We start from the raw sequence: 20,089 nt of genomic DNA on the forward strand, positions 1-20,089 counted from the left end.
TTTAGAACCCGATATTGGCCGTCAGGCTGGCCGAACGCGCCACGCCTGGCGTGTAGCGGTAGCCGCTCTTGTTGATCGCGACGACGTATTTTTCGTCGGTCAGGTTGTAGACGTTCAGGCGCAGATCGATGTTCTTCGTCAGACGGTAACCCAGCATCGCATCGACCACCCAGTACGAATCGGTGTAGGCCGGGGTGCCGATGGCGCCGTCGGTGCCGCGTTTGAGCTTGTCCGAGAAGCGCGCGCCGCCGCCGATGCGCAGGCCCCATGGCAGGTCATACGAGGACCAGGCAGTGAACGACTGCTTCGGCGTGTAGGTCAGGCTGTTCTCGCCCGAGGCGGTGACGTTGCGGCCCGCTTCCACGCTGGTGTCCATGTACACGTAGCCGGCGCTGACTAGCCAATGCGGGGCGAGTTCGCCGGTCGCGCCCAGCTCGATGCCCTGCACGCGCTTCTCGCCGGTCTGGTACCACTGCGAGTCGATCGGATCCTGCTCGACCTCGTTCTTGACGTCGGTGCGGAACAGCGCGCCCGACAGCGACAGCTTGGACTTGAGCAGATCGAGCTTGCCGCCGAATTCCGTGGTCGTCGACTCTTGCGGATCGTAGATCGGATTTTGCGCGCTGTTGACATTGCCCGAGACGGTAAAGTTGCCGCCCGGCGGCTGCTTCGAGCTGGCGATCATTGCATACACGCTGCTGTTGGCGGTCGGTTTGTACAGGGCAGACAGCTTGCCGTTGACCAGGTTGTCGCCGACCTTGAAACGGTTCGCCACGAGCACGTTATTGGTCAGCGCCACGGTCGAGTAGTCAGCGCGGAAATGGTCGACCCGCACGCCGCCGTTGATGATCCAGCGCTCGCCGATCTTGGCGGTGTCGAACAGGTACAGGCTCTGGGTATCGACCTCGCCTTCGTTGTAGGCGCCGGTGCGGCGCACATTCACGGGCACGGTCGGCGCGTCGTCCGGATTCGGGTTGTAGATGTTCGCGGCCGGCAGCGTGCCCAGACCCGTCAGGCCCCAGGTGGTCTGACGCTCGCTGGTCAATTCAAGGCCCGCCACCAGCGTATGCTTGACCGCGCCGGTGTCGAACTGCGACGTCAGCGTGGTCACGTTGGTCAGGATTTTATTTTCCTGGTCTTTGCCGGTGCGCAGGCTACGCGCCAGCGTCCACGTGTTCGGGTCGGCCGAGTTGGGGGTGCGCAGGTTGGCGGCGCTGGTCAGGAATGCACTGAGCAAGTAGTCCTGCGACGTCTTGCCGTAACGGCTCGTGTTCTGCAGCTTCATCGTCGGCGAGAAGTCGTGCTCGACGCGTACGGTGGCCATGTCGGCTTTCACGTCGTCGTAGTCGCTTGCCGATCCATAAAAATTCTTCGGATCGACCTTTTTGCCATCGGTAATGAAGGCCCGGGTAGGGTCCGGGCTCGTATAGCCAGGCAGGCCGATGACATAGACACCACCGTCGGGGATGTTGTTCTGGTCGACGTGCAGGTAGTCCAGATGCACGCGCGTGGCCCCGTTCAGGCCAAAGCCGATGCTCGGCGCGATTGCCCAGCGCTTGTTCTCGACCACGTCGCGCGAGGCGCTGCCGGCATCCTGGGCCAGCACGTTCAGGCGCACCGCAATGCCACGCTCTTCGTCGAGCACCTGGTTGACGTCGGCCGTGACGCGCTTTTGCGAGCCGCTGCCGCCGGTGATCGCGGTCGACATCGCGTTGGTCATGCTGGCTTTTTTCGACACCAGGTTGACCGAACCGGTTGGCGAGCCGCGGCCATTGTCGGTGCCCGCCGGGCCCTTGAGCACTTCGATCTGTTCGAGGTTGAAAACATCGCGCGAGATCGAGCCGATGTCGCGCACGCCGTCGACGAAAATGGAGCTCGACGTGTCGAAGCCGCGCATGAAGATCGCGTCGCCCGTGGTGGTGTTGCCGTTCTCGCCCAGGAAGAACGCGCCCACGCCTGGCGTGTTGCGCAGCGCTTCGGTGAGCGTCAGGGCGCCCTGCTGCTCGAACAGTTCCTTCTTGATGACCTGGAGCGTCTGCGCGGTATCGACCAGGCGCTCGGTGTACTTGGGCGACGACGCCTGTTCGGCGCGGAACGCGTTTTCGTATTTGCCGACGATCTCGACCTTGGTTTCTGGAACGACGTCGACGGGGGCCGCTGCATCGATGCCGGCAGCCTGCGCGCCAAGGGGCAGCAGGACAGCGGCCAGCGCGGTGCGCATGACCTGGTTGCGGGTAGACGGATGCTTGCGGCTTGTTATTGCTTTCATGGCGAGGCGGTCTCTTTGGTGTGAGTGGGTGGAAACACTGCTTGAAAAACAATGATTCTACTGAGAATGTAAGCACATGTAAACGATAATCATTATCATTTGCATTCGTACGACACCGATTTGAGTTGAGTCAATGGCAGCTTGAAGTTCGTTGGCAATGCGCGACCAGCGCATCGATGAACACCCGGAGTCGTGATGGCATGAGCCTGTTGCCAGGCCAAACTACGCTGATCGGCATCGGGGAAGGCCTGAAGTTCGGCAGCACCTCCACCAGATCACCGCGCATCAATTCTTCTGCTGCCATGTAAGCGGGCACCTGGGTCAGTCCCGCACCAAGGCGTGCAGCCTGTACCAGGGCCTCGCCGTCGTCGAGGATGACGCGGTATGGCGGATACAGGTTGATCATCGCTCCACCAAGCTGGAGTTGCACAGGTCTCTGCCGGCCCGACGTCGGGTTCCGAAAGACCACAAAGTCATGGTCTGGCAACTGGTCGGGATGCGCCGGCAAGCCGCGACGCTCTAGGTAGGCAGCACTGGCACACAGCGTCAGGTGTTGTTCGTCGACTTGCCGATACGCCAGCCGTGAATCGTCGAGCGGCATGATCCGCACTGCCGCATCCAGACCTTCCCGAATCAGGTCGCACTGCTGGTCTGACATGCGTACGTCAGCACGCAGTTCAGGGTAATCGCGCAGCATGCGTGCCACGACAGGCATGGCCATCTGCTTGCCGTAGGTGATGGGAAGGCTGATTCTCAATTCACCGCGCGGTTCAACGTTTGCACGGCAGCCAAATGTTCAAGCTCGCCGATATCGGCCAGTATCTTCTCGCAGCGGGCATGCAGGACCTCGCCGTCGGCGGTGAGCTGCACCTGGCGCGTGGTACGGTGAAACAGCTTGACGCCGAGCTCGCTCTCCAGACTGCTGATGCGTTTGGCAACAGTCGAAGGTGTCAGCGCCAGTTCCCTGCCCGCCCGGGCAAAGCTGCCATGGCGTGCTGCGCACGAGAAAGCAATGAAACGACCAAATCCGCTCATGATTCCCTCACTCTGACTGGAAAGATTGAAGAAAAATCTTCGTCAATATTAGTCAATCGACGCGTCTTTTAAAACGATCCAGAGTCGCCGATACTGTATTGACGCCGTCAGCCGACGGGATCCGCAAGACGAGAACAGCCATGCATGTGATGTCCAATCAACAGCCTCTGCCCAGCGCCATTCCCGGTATTTCCCATACCACCCTTGCCGGCCATGAGGACGGATTGAGCAAGCTGTCGGTATGGCAGCAATCGGTTGCGCCTGGTAGTGCCACGCCGCCACATCGGCATGATTGCGAAGAAGTGGTGATCTGCAATAGCGGCACCGGAGAATTGCGTTCAGGCGAGAAAGTAGAACGGTTTACTCGCAACATGACGGTCGTCATTCCTGCCAATGTCGAGCACCAGATCATCAATATCGGCCTGGATCACCTGCAGTTCGTTGCCGTATTTTCGATGTCTCCAGTGCTTGCTTGTCTTCCAGACGGTACAGCGATTGAACTTCCCTGGAAGTCTTGATGCCGGGCGTGCCGCCAGACTCCGCATTGTTGTGGCAATCAAGCAGGAGGCCGAGCGTGGCACCCAGCGAGCTATACAGCATGTTAATAAACATCCCCGCGCAGGCCAGGCCTGCGCGGGGATGTCGTCATCACACCAACTCTACAAACAACGCGCTAACGCACTGCGCCCGCCATCACGCCTTCTTCTGCCCCGCAATCCAGTTGTCCACCAGATTGCCCAGCACATCCAGCGGTACCGACCCGGCGCCCAGCACCAGGTCATGGAACGCCGGCAGCGAGAACTTGTCACCCAGTTCGGTCTGCGCCTTCTGGCGCAGTTCCAGGATGCGCAGCATGCCGATCATGTAGGCATTGGCCTGGCCCGGCCAGACGATGTAGCGCTCGGTTTCCTGCACGCCCATGCCGTAGTCGATCGCCTGCTGGCGCGTCCAGTTCTTGGTGTGCAGGCCCGTGTCGGCCACGAGGCGGCGGGCGCGGAACAGTTCCGAACCCAGCGCGCCGAGCAGGCCCGGCACGTCGCCTTCATACCAGCCCTGCTCGACCGCCAGGCGCTCGGTGTACAACGCCCAGCCTTCCGAGTGCGCGCTGCCGCCGCTGAAGATGCGCTGGCTGCGGAACTTCGGCAGATCCTTCATCTCCTGCTGGATCGCGAGCTGGAAGTGGTGGCCAGGCACGGCCTCGTGGTACGACAGGCTGCGCATGCGGATCATCGGGAACGTCGGGCCGACCAGCGGCACCCAGAAGATGCCAGGGCGCGTGCCATCCGGCGCCGGCATGCTGTAGTGGGCGGCGGCCGACGGCTCCGTCATCGGCGGGACACGGCGCACATCGACCGGCGCGCGTGGCTTGAGGTTGAACAGCGGCGCGCTACGACGCTCGGCGTCGCGCACCATCTCGTTGTAGCTGGCAATGATGCCCGGGCGCGGATCGCCCTCGCCTTTCGGCTGGAAGCGCGCGTCGAGCTGCTTCATGCGCGCTTCGATGCCGCCTTCGCTCAAGCCCAGCGACTTCAGATGCTTGTCCATCTCCGCTTCGATGCGCGCCACTTCGCGCAAGCCGATCGTGTGGATCTGGTCGGCGGTGAGCTTGGTGCTGGTGAAGTTTTCCAATGCGCGCGCATACGCGGCGGCGCCGTTCGGCAGGCGCGAGATGCCGGCCACGTCGATGGTCGCTGGATGGATCTCGGCCATGAAGGCCTGCACGCGCGCATAGGCCGGGCGCACCTTCGTCTCGACGATCCTTGTGGCGCGGGCGATGGCGGCGCTGCGCGCTTCCGGGGTCAGGTCTTTCAGCTCGGCGCTGCGCTCGGTCAGCGACGTCACGAACACGTTCTCGGCCGCCGACGGCTTGAGGAAGTGGTCGACCTGGAACTGCGCGCGCTCGAGGATGAAGCGCGGCGGGATCAGCTTTTTGGCCGCGGCGCCCCGTGCGCGCACCAGCGCTTCGTCCATGCGCATGCCCACCTGGTCCAGGCGCGCCAGGTAGCTGTCGACGTCCTGCTTGTTGCGCATCGGGTGCGTGTTGGTCATGAAGTTGACCAGGCCATTCTGCACGCCGCTGAACTGCGAGAACACGAAGTTGTAGTCTTCGAACGGCTCGTTGGCGATCACGTTGTCCAGCGACCAGCGCATGACGGATGCCGAAATCTTCTGGGTCGCATCCAGTGGGGCATTCTTGAAGCCATCCAGGCGCTTGAGGCCTTCGCGGGCCAGCGCCACGGCTTTCTGACGATGCGCGGCGGTCAGCGGCGTCAGTTCGCGATCCAGGCGCGCCTGCTCGGCGCCGCTGAAGTACTGGGTCGACGTGGCCGACTGTGGCGACAGGCGCACCCAGTCTTCGGCGAAGCGGTCGGCCCAGACGTTGAACGCGGCGTCCGGTTTGCTCGCGCTGGCCTGCGCGACGGGCGCCGGCGCGGCTGCTGCCGGCAAGGCCACCCCGGCAAGCATGGCGGGAACGAACAGGGCGGCGATGAGGGCGCGCGTGCTGCGCTGGCGGGTCAATGGCATGTCGTGGGCTTCCTTGTGATTGTCTGTCGGCGGCGGTGGCTGCTTTTTGCCGTGAAGAATCTAACATGGAAGTAAACAAATCGACAACATGGGTGTTGCGGTGCGGCGTAAGTACTGTGCTGCCGATGACGAACCTTAATCAATCCGTATAGCCGCGCGCCGCTGTCAACATCCGGTCCTTGAAGATGCTTTCACCGCAGTAGCACAGCAGCGCGGCCGCGATGCAGGCCAGTACCTTCCAGCCAAGCAGCAGGCTGCCGATGCACACGACGGCTGCGCCGATGGCGAGGCGGATTGCGAAGGTGCGCCGCGTCATGCCGAAGACGAAACGGCTGCGCGGCCGCGTGTGCAGGAACACGACGAACATCAGCCAATAGCCGATCGCGTAGACAAAATACAGCAGCGCGCCGATGCCCAGCGCGAAGCCGACACCGGGCACGCGAAAGGCCAGCAACCCGCCAAGGCCAAGGGCCAGCCAGTACAACATGAGGTTCCGGTACTGCACATGCTCTCCCGATCGATCGACAGCGGCATCTTACAATACCGCCACCATTCATCCGACGAGGCGACACACCCATGCAGGCATTGCGCGACAAGCTGGAACACCGGCAGATCGCCATCTACTTCGGCGCCGTCGCGATGGCCGCCATCGTGGCGGGCTTGACGCCGGCAACCTCCAGGCTGGCCGCCGTCGTCAATCCGGCCCTGGCCTTCATGCTGTTCGTGACCTTTCTGCAGGTACCGCTGGCGCAACTTGGCCGCGCCTTCACGCACCTGCGCTTTCTGGCTGCGCTCCTGGTCACCAACTTTCTCGTCATTCCCCTGCTGGTCGCGTGCCTGCTGCCGCTGGCGCCGACCGATCCGCTCATCCGGCTCGGTGTCCTGCTCGTGCTGCTCGCCCCCTGCATCGACTACGTCGTCACGTTCTCGCACCTGGGCCGCGCCGATGCGCGCGCCCTCCTGGCCGCAACGCCCGTGCTGCTGGTGGCGCAGATGGCGCTGCTGCCGGTCTATTTGCGCATCCTGCTGGGCGATGATGCGGCCGCCCTGATCCAGCCGGCGCCGTTCATCGACGCCTTCGTCTGGCTGATCGCCGCGCCGCTGGTACTGGCGGGCGCCGTGCAGTATTGGGCAGCGCGCACGCGCACCGGTGCGCAGGCCGCCGCGGTGCTTGGCGTGCTGCCGGTGCCGGCCACGGCGCTCGTGCTGTTCGTCGTGGTGGCGTCCGTGCTGCCGCAGCTGGGCCAGTCGCGCGCTGCCGCGCTGGCCGTCATCCCCGTCTACATTGCCTTCGCACTGCTGGCGCCGCTGGCTGGCTGGTTTGTCGCGCGGCTGTGCCGGCTGGCGGCGCCCGCCGCACGCGCCGTCGCCTTCAGCGGCGCCACCCGCAACTCGCTCGTGATCCTGCCCCTGGCGCTGGCCGTGCCGGGCGCGCTGCCGCTGCTGCCGGCGATCATCGTGACGCAGACGCTGGTCGAGCTGATCGCCGAACTGGTCTACGTGCGCGCCATCGCACGCCTGGGCGCGGGCGGCCGCGACTGATGCTTGGGCCAGCGCAGACCCTGGGGCGGCGTCTTGGCTTGAGCTGCCCGGCATCAAGGATGATCCATCGGCGCATGCCCATGATGTTTCCACATGGAAATCAATGGAGACTGCCGTGGAAACCCTTCTTGAGGAAGCAACCGACGCGCCCCCGATGACGCCCAGCAAAGCGTGCACGCTCGACGCCAGCCTGCCTCTGTGGAATCCGCGCGCGGCGACGTATCTGGGCGTGCTGCTCTCGCCCGCCTTCAGCGCCTACATCCACATGTGCAACTGGACGACGCTGGGCGAAGACGACCAGTCTCTGGAAGCGCGGGCCTGGTGCTGCATGCTGCTTGGTTACTTCGTCGCGTTCGGCGTGCTGCTCGGCGTGAGCGACATCGTCGGGCGCAATCTGGCGCCGCCCGTCTCGGCGACGATCGGCTTGCTTGTGGGCTGGCATGTCTGGGGCGGTCGCGCGCAGGAACGCTATGTCGCGGTCATCACGGGCGGCGCCTACACGCGCCGCCCGTGGTACGGCGTGATCCTGGCAGCCCTGGGCGTGCTGGCAGTGCTGGTCGTGATGGTGGCGGTCGTGGTACGCGTCGTGCGGGGCTGACGCCGCGCCTAGATCGTGCGCGAGAAGCGCTGCCCACCGGCCTGCTGGCCAAGGTAGCGATCGAACACCATGCACAGGTTGCGGATCAACAGGCGCCCCTTGGGCGTGACGCTGATCCAGGCGTCGTCCACCTGCACCAGGCCGTCAGCCTGCAGCGCGCGCAGCGCCGCCAGTTCGGCCGCGAAGTGCTCGGCAAACACGATCGGAAATGCCTGCTCGATGGCGCAGACCGACAACTCGAACTGGCACATCAGCTTCTGGATGATCGCGCGGCGCAGCAGGTCGTCCATGCCCAGACGGATGCCGCGCTGGAGCGGCAGCGCGCCGGCGTCGATCAGCGCGTAGTAATCCTCAAGCGTCTTGGCATTCTGGCTGTAGGTCGCGCCCACGGCGCCGATGCTCGACACGCCGCATGCGACCAGATCGGCATCGGCATGGGTCGAGTACCCCTGGAAGTTGCGGTGCAGCCGGCCCTGGCGCTGGGCCACGGCGAGGTCGTCGCCCGGCTTGGCGAAATGGTCCATCCCGATATACACGTAACCCGCCGCGCCCAGGCGCTCGATACACAGCTGGAGCATCGCGAGCTTGGTGTCGGCGCTCGGCATGTCGGCTTCCAGGATGCGCCGCTGCGGCTTGAACAGGTGCGGCATATGGGCATAGTGGTAGACTGAGATGCGGTCCGGGCTGGCCTGGATGACCTTCTCGAGCGTCTGCGCCATGCTGACCAGCGTCTGCTTGGGCAAGCCGTAGATCAGGTCGATGCTCACCGAGCGGAAACCGGCGGCGCGCGCGGCGTCGATGATGGCCACGGTCTCGGCTTCGGGCTGGACGCGGTTCACGGCGCGCTGCACGTCCGGATCAAAATCCTGCACGCCCAGGCTGATGCGATTGAACCCCTGCTGGCGCAGGCTCTGCACGCGCTCGGGTGACACGGTGCGCGGGTCCACCTCGATCCCGTACTCGCCGAGCGCATCCGACGCAAACCGGAAGCTGGCCTGCAGATGCGCCATCAGGTCGTCCATTTCGGCATCGAGCAAAAAGGTCGGCGTGCCGCCGCCAAAGTGCAGTTGTTCGACCTCGTTCATGCCGGCAAACAGCTGGCTTTGCATCGTGATTTCTCGCTTGAGGTAATCGAGGTACGTCGCCGCTCGCTCGTGTTTGCGCGTGACGATCTTGTTGCAGGCGCAGTAGTAGCAGACCGTGTCGCAAAACGGAATGTGCACGTACAGCGACAGCGGACGCCCGCCGCGCTGGCGCCGCGCTGCGACGGCTTCCAGATAGTCGCCGGGGCCGAAGTCGGCGCCGAAGCGGTCGGCAGTGGGATACGAGGTGTAGCGCGGCCCCGACTTGCCCAGGCGGGCCAGCAAGGCGCCATCGAACTGGGCGGCAGGAAAGACGATGGCGGAACGTACCGCAGGAGGGATTTCGGCGTGACCCGGCATGATGAACAACTCCAGCAAAAGATTTCAGCAAACTGCGGCAATGACCGCGTTGCAGGAAGCAACGCGGCGCCAACAGCGATCAGCTTATTGATCCATGCCGGATGAATCCATGCGGTGCATCAAACGCGGCCAAGTCGGCTGTAGCCGCCCTCCCCGTACCGCGAAATTTGAAGACCGACAGCGCCAGCGACAGGCGCGCCGCTTCATCGGCCACGTTACCCGACGCCGCCGCCGATTCCTCGACCTGGGCCGCGTTGCGCCGCGTGATCGCGTCGAGTTCCACCATGGCCGCATTCACGCCATCGATTTCCAGCGCCTGCTCGCGGCTCGCGGCCGTGATCGCACTCATGATCGCGGCCGCATCGGCCACCTTGCCGACCACGTCGCGCATCGTCTGGCCGGCGGCGCCCACCAGCTGCCCGCCCTGGCCCACGTGGGCCCGTGACGCCTCGATCAGTCCCGTGATTTCGCGGGCTGCGCCAGCCGTGCGCTGGGCCAGGCTGCGCACTTCGCCGGCCACGACCGCAAAACCCCGGCCCTGCTCGCCGGCGCGGGCCGCTTCCACGGCGGCGTTCAGCGCCAGCAGATTGGTCTGGAACGCAATGCCATCGATCAGGCCGATGATGTCGCCGATCCGGTTCGACGAGGCGCTGATTTCCTGCATCGTCGCGCCGACCCGCTCGACGGCCTGGCCGCCATGCCCGGCGACGGTGGTCGCGGCCAGTACCATGCCATCGGCGCGCACGGCGCTGTCCGTGTTGCGGCTCGCCGCCTCGGCAATCGTCCCCAGGCTGCCCGCGGTTTGCTCCAGGCTCGCGGCCTGCGCTTCGGTGCGGCTGGCCAGGTCAGCATTGCCGGCGGCGATCGCCCGGGTGGCGTGCTCGATCGAGCTGACGTTGTCGCGCACGTCGCCGATGATTGCCGTCAGGTTTACGGTCAACTGGCGCAGAGCCAGTTGCAGGCGGCCCATCTCGCCGCTGCCGGCCGCCGATGCCGGCGCCGGGTGCGACAAATCGCCGCCGGCCAGTGCATTGACGGTCGCGATCGCGTCGCGCAGTGGCCGCACGATGCTGCGTTGCAGCCCGTACCAGGCCGCAAGCGTGGCCAGCGCACCGGCGCCGGCGGCCGCGCGCCAGACGCCGCCCCCGGCCGCCAGGCCAAGCGCCACCAGCAGCAGCGTCTGGCCGCCCATCAGCCAGCCGAGCCGCTGACCGAGCGGCGCATCGCGCAGCAGTCGCAGCAGACGATCGGGCGCCAAACCGGTACGCACGACGCGCCCGCGCACGATGGCCAGTCCATGCGCTTCGTTGTCGGTGAACTTGCGGTACAGCGCGCTGGCGGTCTCGACCTGTTCGCGCGTGGGCGCGGTGCGCACCGACATATAACCTGTTATCTGGCCGCGCTCGCGGATCGGCGCCACATTGGCCACCACCCAGTAAAAGTCGCCGTTCTTGCAGCGGTTCTTGACCAGGCCGGTCCACGGCTCGCCGCCCTGCAGCGTGCGCCACATGTCGGCAAAGGCCTCGGGCGGCATGGCCGGATGGCGCACCAGATTGTGGGCCTTGCCCAGAAGTTCGACTTCAGAAAAGCCGCTGACCTCGACAAACGTCGGATTTACATAGGTGATGCGGCCCTTGGTATCGGTCTTCGAGACGATCGACTGGCCTGGTTGTATCCGGTATTCGGTCGTGGTGACGGGCTGGTTGTGACGCACTGCGCTCTCCTTGAGTTTCCTTAATGCAATATTTAGATTGTACGGACGACTTTCCCAAAAAAATTTGATCTGGATCAAAAATGGCCCGGTCGATCCCCTGTAGTGCGTGTGGCATCTTCAGCAGGGGCCAGGGTGTTGCTTTTCAGGATAAACTTTGCAAATGGATAATCTGACCCACTCCCTCGTCGGCCTGGCCCTTGGCGAACTCGTCGACCGCGCCCTGCCTGCCCACCCCGATCCGCAGCGCGGGCGCACCCGTCGCCGCGTCCTGCTGGCCACCGGCGCGCTCGCCAGCAATTTCCCCGACCTGGATCTGGTGCTCACGCCGCTGCTGGCTCCGCCGCTGGGCTATCTGCTGCATCACCGGGGGCACACGCACACGCTGCTGTTCGCGCTGCCGCAGATCGCCCTGCTGCTGGGCCTGATGTGGCTGCTGTGGCCGGGCGCGCGGCGGCTCATGCAGGGCGACCGGACGGCGCGCAACGCGATCCTTGCCACTGCCGCGCTCGGCATGGTGCTGCACCTGTCATTCGATTTTTTGAACGTGTACGGGGTGCACCCGTTCTACCCGCTCGATAGCCGTTGGCTGTATGGCGACATCGTGTTCATCGTCGAACCCGTGTTCTGGACCGCCCTGGGCGTGGCGCTGGCGCTGCAGGTGCCGGGGCGCGTGCTGCGCTGGCTACTCACCGGCCTGATGCTCGCCGCGCCGGTGCTGTTTTTCGCGATGGGCTTCCTGCAGTGGGGCTCGCTTCTTGGGTTGTTGCTGCTGGCTGGCGTGATCGCGCTGGCATCGCGCCGGGGCGGCGGCGCCGGCCTCGTCACGGCAATCGTCGCCTGCATGGGTTTCATCGCCATCCAGGGAGTGGCCGGGCACCTGGCGCGCGAACAGATCCGCAGCGCACTGGCCCAGGTGGAACCGGGCAGCCGCGTGCTCGACATGCCCTTGTCGGCGTTCCCGTCCAACCCGCTGTGCTGGTCGTTCGCGACCGTGACCGACAATGGCGGCGCCGGCAGTTACGCAATCCGCCTTGGCGTGCTGAGCCTGGCGCCGGGCGTGACCGGGGTGCAGGCCTGCCCCGTGCGCTTTGGCGGCATGCCGGACAGCGCGCCTGCCGATTTCGCCTGGAAGTATCGTGAAGGCGGCAGCCTTGCCGGCTTGCGCGGCCTGCAGCGCGACAATTGCCAGTTCGACGCCTGGCTGCGCTTTGCGCGCGTGCCATCGCTGATCGACGGCAAGGCCACCGACATCCGCTTTTCCACGCCAGGCGAAGACAATTTCTCGACGCTGCCGTACAAGGCGATGGACAGTCAGCCATGTCCGGCGCCCGTGCCCCAGTGGGGACGGCCGCGGGGCGACCTGCTGGGCGAAGGGCAGGCTCGCCCCTGACCTTCCAGCCGGCCCGGTCAGCAGTGCGTGCCTGAACACGGGAAAGGCGCGACACTGCTCCCGTCTACCCACATAACAAGGAAACAACAATGACGACCGAACTGACCCTGCTGGCCTGGACCCTTGTGCTGGCGCTGGTCCAGATCATGCTGACGGCCAACCTGCGCACCGCCGAGACCGGCATCCAGTACAACGCCAGCGCCCGCGACGGCGAAGCCCCGCCACCGCGGCCCGTCACGGCGCGTCTGCAGCGGGCGCAGGCCAATCTGTTCGAGACGCTGCCGCTGTTCATTGGCGCGGTCCTGATTGCGCACGTGTCGGGCAACGAAGGTGACCTCACGCTGTGGGGCTGCTGGATGTATCTGGTCGCGCGCATCGTCTACATCCCGCTGTATGCGGCCGGGATTCCGTACGTGCGTTCGCTCGTGTGGCTCGTGTCGCTGGCCGGTCTGGTGATGGTGCTGGCCGCTGTGCTGACTGGTTGACCTGCATCAAACGCGCGCCTGACATGGCCGCGCGCCGGGCGTATGCTTTTCTCGTCGTGCACCGTTGCACGACCCATACGAACGGAGCCAACCATGTTCAAGACTATCCTGGTGCAGATCGACGGCGGTGCGGGCCAGGCCAGCCGATTGCGCGCGGCGGCAGTGCTGGCCGAGATGCACGGCGCCCACCTCGTCGGCGCTGGCGCCACCGGTATCTCGCTGGCCAACTATGCGGTGCTCAATGGCGGCATGGCCGTGCCACTGTCCGACCGCGCATTCGAAGCGCTGCGCGACGACGTCCGCATCCGGCTTGACGCCTTTATCGAGCAGGCGCAGCGCCTCGGCATCGTCGGCGCCGAAGCGCGCCTGTTCGAGGGCAGCACACACGACGGCCTGCTGCTGCAGTCGCGCTATGCCGATCTGATCGTCGTCAGTCAGCCAGATCCCAACGATCGTTTCGGCGTCGAACACGGCCTGCCGCAAACCCTGGCACTGGGCGGTACACGTCCCGTGCTGGTGGTGCCCACCACCTACGACGGCGCACCAATCGCCAGCAACGTGCTGGTTGGCTGGGATGGGTCGATGCCGGCCCAGCGCGCCATCTGCGCCGCCCTGCCCCTGCTCGCACGCGCCGGCAGCGTCACGCTCGGGCTGATCAACCCTGAACGCCAGTCCGAGCTGCACGGCGACGAACCGGGTGCGGATATGGCGCTGTACCTGGCGCGTCACGGCGTGAAGGTCAATGTCGTCGTCGCCCACACCCGTGCACGGGAGAGCGACGCGCTGATCGACATGGCGGGCGAGGTCCACGCAGGCCTGATGGTAGCGGGCGCCTTTGGCCACAGCCGCTACCGCGAATGGTTCCTGGGCGGCGTCACGCGCGACCTGCTCGGCAGCGCGCCGGTGCCGCTGCTGATTGCGCACTGATTGCGCACTGATTGCGCACTAATTGCGCACTGATCACACCATGGGCTTTCGCCATTATCCGGGCGGTGGGGCGGGCGCCATCGGCGCCGCCATTCGCCATGCCCGGCGCCGCCTGTGCGAGCGCCTGGCGTGTGCGCTCGATCCTGTCCGCACGCCGGACGCTCATTTCGTGCGCGAGTTTCCCGTGCTGGTGGCCCGGGTCGAAGCGGGATTCCGGCACGAAGAAACGGTGATGGAATTGCTCGACTATCACAGCCTGCACGATCACCTGGCCGACAACGCCGTCGTCCTGGCGGCGCTGCACCGCGCCTTGCCGCTGATCGAAGACGGCGACATCGCGCTCGGCCGGCGGCTCGTTGCGGCGCTGCTCGACCTGCTCTCGCTCCATCGCATCTCCACCGACCTCGCACTGGTGACGATGCCTAAAGCGCCCCCCGGGCCGCCAGGGCAGCCACCTGGCGGGGGCACTGAAGCGACGCGACTACTTCAAGCCGTCGCGCTGACGCCGGATCACCTTGCCGGCCACCATAAACGTGCCATCGCCCTTGTAATGCAGCGTTTCCGGATGCCGCGGCCGCGCCGCCGCGCGCGCTGCCACCACTTCCCAGATGAAAAAGTCGTAGCGCTCGACCAGGCTGTCGTCATGCAGCCGGCACTCGAACTGGGCATGGCATTCGCGGATGGATGGCGGCACCACCAGTTCGCTGGACTCCGGCGTCAGGCCGAACGTGGCGAACTTGTCGATGTCGGCACCGGACGTCGAGCCCACGCCCAGCACCGCCTCGAGCTGGCTGCTGGTGGGCAGGTTGATCACGCACTCGCCGCTGGCGCGGATCAGGCTGTGGCTGTGGTTGGCGGACGAGATCACGCAGCCGATCAGGGACGGGCTAAATTCCATCACCGTGTGCCAGCCCATCACCATCACGTCGCGCTCGCCGGCGTGGGCGGATGTGACCAGCACCACCGGTCCCGGCTCCAGGAAACGGCGCACCTCGTGCAGCGGCAGGTCGGGTTTGCGCGCCATCTTATGCTTCGTGCGCCGTGCGCAGTTCTTCGACCAGCAACGCCACGAGCTGCGCCGCCGGCATCGGCCGCGCCAGCGCATACGCCTGCCCGGCCCAGTTCACTGAATAGTCGTCGAGCCCCTGGCTGCTGGCGGCCGCATGCAGCGCCTTGGCGGCGTCGTAGGCAATCGGATAATCGGGCACCGGCGGATGGTCGGGCGCACCGATCTCGCTGAAGAACCGATTGACGATGCCGCGCGCCGGCCGGCCTGAAATCGTCGCCGTCACCGCCGTGCCAAGATCGGGCTGCGCGAGCAGCGCGCGGTGGTGCGCGGATGTATTCGCCTCGGGGCAGGCCAGGAAGGCGGTCCCCATCTGCACGCCACTCGCGCCCAGGCGCAGGCTGGCGGCAATGCCCTGCCCGTCCATGATTCCGCCAGCCGCCACCACCGGAATCCTCACCGCCTTTGCCAGCAGACGCACCAGCGCGAACGTGCCGAGCGCCGGATCGGGCACCGATGGATCGAAGATACCGCGATGCCCGCCTGCCTCGTAGCCTTGTGCGACGACGATGTCGATGCCGGCCGCGTCGATGGCGCGCGCTTCAAACGGGTTGGTGGCGGTGGCCATCAGCACGCAGCCGGCGCCGTGCAGCGCGTCGATCTGCTGCGCGCCAGGCAGGCCGAAATGAAAGCTGACCACGGCCGGGCGCGTGCGCACCAGCACCTCGAGCATGTCGGGGTCGGCCAGAAAGCTGCGGTAGATTTCGCGCAGCGCCGTCGGCGGCGCCTGGCCCGTGCGCGCGAAGTGCGGCGCAAGATGATCCAGCCAGCGCGCCTCGCGCGCCGCGTCAAGCTGCGCCGGCGCATGCGTAAACAGGTTGACGTTGAACGGGCCGCCCGTCAGCGCCTGCAGCGCGGTGATCGTGCTTTCGGCCTGCGCCGCCGTGCCGGCGCCCAGTGCGAGCGAGCCCAGACCCCCGGCATCGGTCACGGCGGCCGCCAGCTGCGGCGTGCCGAAACCGGCCATCGGCGCCTGGATGATCGGATGGCGGATGCCGAGTAGCGAAGTCAGGGTGTTCACGGGCACTCCATGGGCGGTTGAGATTGGTCCACCAGTATAGAGCGTCGTCAGGTACAACGGCTGACGCCCTGCCCTAGCGCGGAATCGACAGCGCCAGCGTTTCCTTCAGTTCTTCCATCACCACATAGCTCTTCGACTGGCCCGCATCGGCCACGTGCAGGATGTCGCCCAGCAGGCGCCGATACTCGGACATCTCGGGGATACGCGCCTTGATCAGGTAATCGAAGTCGCCCGACACCAGGTGGCATTCGAGCACCTCGGGAATGGCCAGCATCGCGCGCCGGAAGCGCTCGAAGGCCTTGTCCGATTTCTGGTGCAGGTTGATTTCGACGAACACCAGGATCTGCATGCCCAGCGCCTGCGGATTGACGCGCGCGTAGTAGCCCATGATCACGCCGTCACGCTCCATGCGCTTGACGCGCTCGATGCAGGGCGTCAGCGACAGCCCGACCTGCTCGGCCAGGTCTTTCATGACGATCCGCGCATCCTGCTGCAGCACCGACAGGATGTGCAGGTCGATGCGGTCGAGGATGCGGTTCGAGGCCTTTTGTACGCGCATGGAGAAACTCCGTAATTTTTGCTGAAAACTGCCGTATTAACAGAAACAATTATCAGGCTTCTGGCGGTACGATGGCAAGCTTTACCAAATCCTGATTCTTTTCGAGGAAATTATGCGTGTCATCGTATTGGGCAGTGGCGTGGTCGGCGTCACCACCGCGTATTACCTGGCCCTGGCCGGGCATGAAGTCACCGTGATCGACCGCCAGCCCGGTCCCGCCCTCGAAACCAGTTTCGCCAATGCCGGCCAGATCTCGCCCGGCTACGCTTCGCCGTGGGCCGCGCCCGGCATTCCGCTGAAAGCCGCGAAATGGCTGTTCCAGCGCCATGCGCCGCTGTCGATCAAGCCCGACGGCACGCTGTTCCAGCTGCAGTGGATGTGGGAGATGTACCGCAACTGCGACCCGGCGCGCTATGCCGTCAACAAGGAGCGCATGGTGCGCCTGGCCGAATACAGCCGCGATTGCATGCGCCAGCTGCGGCGCGACACCGGCATCGCCTACGAAGGCCGCCAGCAAGGCACCGTGCAGCTATTCCGCACGCAGCAGCAGTTCGACAGCGCCGCCAAGGACATCAACGTGCTGCGCGACGCCGGCGTGGCGTACGAAGTGCTACAAGGCGCGCAACTGGCGGCGGCCGAACCGGCGCTGGCCAATGTCGCCCACAAGCTGGTCGGCGGCCTGCGCCTGCCGAACGATGAAACGGGCGACTGCCAGCTGTTTACCACCCGCCTGACCGCGATGGCGCGCGACCTGGGTGTGCGCTTCGAATTCGACACCAAGGTACGCCGCCTGGAACAAGCCGGCGGCGAGATCGCCGGCATCGTCACCGACAAGGGGGTATTGACGGCCGACCGCTACGTGCTGGCCACCGGCAGCCACACGCGCGCGCTGTTGCAGCGCTGGTTCCCGGTGCCCGTGTATCCGATGAAGGGGTACTCGCTGACCGTGCCGATCGTCGACGCAGCGCGCGCGCCCGTCTCGACCATCCTCGACGAAACCTACAAGATCGCCGTGACGCGCTTTGACGACCGCATCCGCGTGGGCGGCATGGCCGAGCTGTCGGGCTTTAACCTCGACCTCAATCCGCGCCGCCGCGAGACGCTCGAACTGGTTGTCAACGACCTGTTCCCCGGCGCCGGCGACACCGCCCAGGCCAGTTTCTGGACCGGCCTGCGCCCGATGACGCCGGACAGCACGCCGATCGTCGGCCCCACGCCGCTGCGCAACCTGTTCCTCAACACGGGCCACGGCACGCTGGGCTGGACCATGGCAGCCGGTTCGGCGACGGTCATCGCCGACCTGGTGGGCGGCAAGACGCCGGCGATCCGCGCCGACGACCTGGCCGTGTTCCGCTATGCCGGCGCGCGCGACGTTTCGCCTGACGCCGAACTGGCGCGGAACTGAGGCAATGCCGTCCGCAACGCGCGCTGGCGCGTATCTCACCGTCGACCTGCACGCGGTGCGGGCCAACTACCGCCATCTGCGCGCGCTCGGCGGCGTCGAATGCGGCGCCGTGCTCAAGGCCGATGCGTATGGCCTGGGCATGGCGCCGGTGGCTGCCGCGCTGGTGGCCGAAGGCTGCCGCACGTTCTTCACGGCGCACCTGGATGAAGGCATTCGCCTGCGCACGCTCCTGCCGGCCGGGACCACCATCTATGTGATGCACGGCGCGATGCCCGGCGCGGCGCGCGACTGCCTGGCGCACGACCTGGTGCCGGTGCTGAACGATCCGGGCCAGCTCGAAGAGTGGCGCGCGCTGGCGCGGGAAACCGGCCGCGTGCTGCCGGCCGCGCTGCAGTTCGACACGGGCATGGCGCGCATGGGCCTGGCCGGCGCGGATGTCGAGCGCCTGCGCCAGGACCCGGCCTGGCTGGATGGCCTGCGCCCGCAACTGGTCATGAGCCACCTGGCCTGCGCCGACGAAGCCCTGCACCCGATCAATGCGCACCAGCGCCAGCGTTTTGACGCTGTGCGCGCGCTGTTTCCCGGCGTGCCGGGCAGCCTGGCCAATTCGTCGGGCGTGTTCCTCGGCCCGGCCTTTCATCACGACCTGCTGCGCCCGGGCGCGGCGCTGTACGGCATCCACCCGCAGCCGGGCGGCGTCAATCCGCTCGCGCAGGCGGTGTCGCTCGCTGCGCGCGTGGTGCAGCTGCGCAGCATCGACGCGGGCGACATCGTCGGCTACGGCGCGCGCTACGTGGCGCCCGGCCCGCGCCGCATCGCCACGATCGCCATCGGCTACGCCGACGGCTGGCTGCGCGCATTGAGCGGCCGCTCGTACGCGTATGTCGATGGCGTTGCCGTGCCCTTCGTCGGCACCGTGTCGATGGACAGCATCACGCTTGACGTGACCGGCGTGCCGGACGAGCGCGTTGCACCGGGCCAGAGCGTCGACCTGCTGTGCGCACAGCAGACGGTGGACGATGTGGCAGCGCAGGCCGGCACGATCGGGTACGAGGTGCTCACGCGCCTGGGCAGCCGTTTCCACCGAGAGTACATCGGCTTGTAACCCGCGGCTTGTAACCCGCGGGGCTTGATCCACCCTCCACCGGTTACACTATTCGCCCGGCGACCCGCCGTATTCTGGTGAAGAGGTAACCCTTGTTTGAAATCAGCCAGCTGCGCTGCTTCGTTGCGGTCGCCGAAGAGCTGCACTTCAGCCGCGCAGCCGAGCGTCTGAACATGACGCAGCCGCCCCTGAGCCGCCAGATCCGCCTGCTCGAACACAGCGTGGGCGTCGCCCTGCTCGAGCGCACCAGCCGCTCCGTCACGCTGACCGCCGCCGGCGCGGCCTTCCTGCCCGAAGCGACACGGATCCTGCGACTGGCGCAGGAAGCCGCGGTCAAGGCGCGCCGCACCGCCAGCGGCGAACAGGGTTCGCTGACCATTGGCTTTAGCGCCGCATCGGGTTACAGCCTGCTGCCAGCTGTCGTGCGCGGCATCCGCCAGGCCTGTCCCCAGGTCGCCCTCAATCTCAAGGAGCTGGTCAGCACGGCGCAGGTCGAAGCGCTGAACGCCGGTGAAATCGACCTTGGCTTGATGCGCCCCCACACCATCAACAGCGAACTGGAAAGCATCCTGATGGTGACCGAATCGCTGATGCTGGCGATCCAGGAAAGCGACGCCCACCTGTGGCCCGAGGCCCCGACGCTGGACTGCTTTCACGGCAAGCCGTTCGTCATGTACTCGCCCTACGAGGCGCGGCCGTTCTACCAGATGCTGAGCGAACGGTTCGCAAAGGCTGGCGTGGTGCCCGACATCGTCGAGCATATCGGCCAGGTGCACACGATGCTGGCCCTCGTTGGCGCCGGCATGGGCGCGGCCCTGATCGCGGAAGGCGCGGCCCGGCTGAAGTTCGAAGGCATCGTCCTGCGCAAGGTGGCCACCGACCCGGTGCACCTGGTGGCTACCTACCGGCGCGACAGCGACAATCCCGTGCTCGCACTACTCAAGCAACAGGTACTGGCGCCGTTCCACCCTGCCTGACCGCGGCATTGATTCAATTCCTGTATTG

At 65.9% G+C, this 20,089-nt stretch carries 20 protein-coding genes; 9 read left to right on the top strand and 11 right to left on the bottom strand.

What is annotated here, in order from left to right; all coding sequences use genetic code 11:
• Position 1 precedes the first annotated feature (1 nt).
• The 3 genes from NX775_RS02970 to NX775_RS02980 form a co-directional block, all read right to left on the bottom strand.
• Complete coding sequence (locus NX775_RS02970; protein WP_258834640.1) at positions 2-2,269, bottom strand: catecholate siderophore receptor Fiu; 2,268 nt, start codon at positions 2,267-2,269, stop codon at positions 2-4.
• A gap of 130 nt (positions 2,270-2,399) precedes the next feature.
• Positions 2,400-2,990, bottom strand: coding sequence for a substrate binding domain-containing protein (locus NX775_RS02975; RefSeq protein ID WP_258834641.1), 591 nt, complete (start codon positions 2,988-2,990; stop codon positions 2,400-2,402).
• Positions 2,991-3,022: 32 nt separating this feature from the next.
• Positions 3,023-3,304, bottom strand: a complete 282-nt coding sequence (locus NX775_RS02980) for a LysR family transcriptional regulator (protein WP_258834642.1) — start codon at positions 3,302-3,304, stop codon at positions 3,023-3,025.
• Between the two features lie 140 nt (positions 3,305-3,444).
• Here NX775_RS02980 and NX775_RS02985 point away from each other — a divergent pair, with 140 nt between their 5' ends.
• Positions 3,445-3,822, top strand: coding sequence for a cupin domain-containing protein (locus NX775_RS02985; RefSeq protein WP_258834643.1), 378 nt, complete (start codon positions 3,445-3,447; stop codon positions 3,820-3,822).
• Positions 3,823-3,997: 175 nt separating this feature from the next.
• Here NX775_RS02985 and NX775_RS02990 read toward each other — a convergent pair whose 3' ends face one another.
• Together NX775_RS02990 and NX775_RS02995 are read right to left on the bottom strand one after the other, a co-directional pair.
• Positions 3,998-5,830: a DUF885 domain-containing protein gene (locus tag NX775_RS02990; protein WP_258834644.1), complete on the bottom strand. Its 1,833-nt coding sequence runs from the start codon at positions 5,828-5,830 to the stop codon at positions 3,998-4,000.
• Positions 5,831-5,969: 139 nt separating this feature from the next.
• Positions 5,970-6,317 carry a hypothetical protein gene (locus tag NX775_RS02995; protein WP_258834645.1) on the bottom strand — a complete coding sequence of 116 codons (348 nt, stop codon included), beginning with the start codon at positions 6,315-6,317 and terminating at the stop codon, positions 5,970-5,972.
• Between the two features lie 89 nt (positions 6,318-6,406).
• Here NX775_RS02995 and NX775_RS03000 point away from each other — a divergent pair, with 89 nt between their 5' ends.
• Both NX775_RS03000 and NX775_RS03005 read left to right on the top strand, forming a co-directional pair.
• A complete protein-coding gene (locus tag NX775_RS03000) occupies positions 6,407-7,372 on the top strand; it encodes an arsenic resistance protein (RefSeq protein WP_258834646.1) in 966 nt (321 codons plus the stop codon).
• Positions 7,373-7,487: 115 nt separating this feature from the next.
• Positions 7,488-7,970 carry a hypothetical protein gene (locus NX775_RS03005; protein WP_258834647.1) on the top strand — a complete coding sequence of 161 codons (483 nt, stop codon included), beginning with the start codon at positions 7,488-7,490 and terminating at the stop codon, positions 7,968-7,970.
• Positions 7,971-7,978: 8 nt separating this feature from the next.
• Here the strand turns inward: NX775_RS03005 and hemN are convergent, their stop codons facing one another.
• Positions 7,979-9,412 carry an oxygen-independent coproporphyrinogen III oxidase gene (gene hemN, locus NX775_RS03010; RefSeq protein ID WP_258834648.1) on the bottom strand — a complete coding sequence of 478 codons (1,434 nt, stop codon included), beginning with the start codon at positions 9,410-9,412 and terminating at the stop codon, positions 7,979-7,981.
• 79 nt (positions 9,413-9,491) lie between these two features.
• A complete protein-coding gene (locus NX775_RS03015; protein WP_258834649.1) occupies positions 9,492-11,126 on the bottom strand; it encodes a methyl-accepting chemotaxis protein in 1,635 nt (544 codons plus the stop codon).
• Between the two features lie 160 nt (positions 11,127-11,286).
• Here NX775_RS03015 and NX775_RS03020 point away from each other — a divergent pair, with 160 nt between their 5' ends.
• The 3 genes from NX775_RS03020 to NX775_RS03030 all read left to right on the top strand — a co-directional run bounded on the left by NX775_RS03020 (position 11,287) and on the right by NX775_RS03030 (position 13,928).
• The gene (locus tag NX775_RS03020; protein ID WP_258834650.1) at positions 11,287-12,516 is read left to right on the top strand and encodes a metal-dependent hydrolase; all 1,230 of its coding nucleotides are present in this window, start codon (positions 11,287-11,289) and stop codon (positions 12,514-12,516) included.
• Positions 12,517-12,605: 89 nt separating this feature from the next.
• Positions 12,606-13,001, top strand: a complete 396-nt coding sequence (locus NX775_RS03025) for an MAPEG family protein (protein WP_258834651.1) — start codon at positions 12,606-12,608, stop codon at positions 12,999-13,001.
• Positions 13,002-13,094: 93 nt separating this feature from the next.
• A complete protein-coding gene (locus NX775_RS03030; protein WP_258834652.1) occupies positions 13,095-13,928 on the top strand; it encodes a universal stress protein in 834 nt (277 codons plus the stop codon).
• On the opposite strand, the gene NX775_RS03035 is transcribed toward NX775_RS03030, so the two are convergent.
• The 4 genes from NX775_RS03035 to NX775_RS03050 form a co-directional block, all read right to left on the bottom strand.
• On the bottom strand, positions 13,876-14,316 hold the full coding sequence (locus NX775_RS03035; protein ID WP_258834653.1) for a hypothetical protein: 441 nt from the start codon (positions 14,314-14,316) through the stop codon (positions 13,876-13,878). The two genes, NX775_RS03030 and NX775_RS03035, sit on opposite strands and share 53 nt — an antisense overlap.
• Positions 14,317-14,409: 93 nt before the next feature.
• A complete protein-coding gene (locus tag NX775_RS03040; RefSeq protein ID WP_258834654.1) occupies positions 14,410-14,952 on the bottom strand; it encodes a flavin reductase family protein in 543 nt (180 codons plus the stop codon).
• 1 nt (position 14,953) lies between these two features.
• Entirely contained in the window at positions 14,954-16,015 is a 1,062-nt protein-coding gene (locus tag NX775_RS03045; RefSeq protein WP_258834655.1) for an NAD(P)H-dependent flavin oxidoreductase, read from the bottom strand.
• Between the two features lie 73 nt (positions 16,016-16,088).
• The gene (locus tag NX775_RS03050) at positions 16,089-16,574 is read right to left on the bottom strand and encodes an Lrp/AsnC ligand binding domain-containing protein (RefSeq protein ID WP_258834656.1); all 486 of its coding nucleotides are present in this window, start codon (positions 16,572-16,574) and stop codon (positions 16,089-16,091) included.
• 112 nt (positions 16,575-16,686) lie between these two features.
• Here NX775_RS03050 and NX775_RS03055 point away from each other — a divergent pair, with 112 nt between their 5' ends.
• The 3 genes from NX775_RS03055 to NX775_RS03065 all read left to right on the top strand — a co-directional run bounded on the left by NX775_RS03055 (position 16,687) and on the right by NX775_RS03065 (position 20,061).
• On the top strand, positions 16,687-17,979 hold the full coding sequence (locus NX775_RS03055) for a D-amino acid dehydrogenase (RefSeq protein WP_258834657.1): 1,293 nt from the start codon (positions 16,687-16,689) through the stop codon (positions 17,977-17,979).
• 4 nt (positions 17,980-17,983) lie between these two features.
• Positions 17,984-19,084: an alanine racemase gene (gene alr, locus NX775_RS03060; protein WP_258834658.1), complete on the top strand. Its 1,101-nt coding sequence runs from the start codon at positions 17,984-17,986 to the stop codon at positions 19,082-19,084.
• A gap of 92 nt (positions 19,085-19,176) precedes the next feature.
• A complete protein-coding gene (locus tag NX775_RS03065; protein WP_258834659.1) occupies positions 19,177-20,061 on the top strand; it encodes a LysR family transcriptional regulator in 885 nt (294 codons plus the stop codon).
• Positions 20,062-20,089: the final 28 nt, after the last annotated feature.

This window comes from Massilia aurea (assembly GCF_024753205.1).
GTDB lineage: Bacteria > Pseudomonadota > Gammaproteobacteria > Burkholderiales > Burkholderiaceae_D > Telluria > Telluria aurea.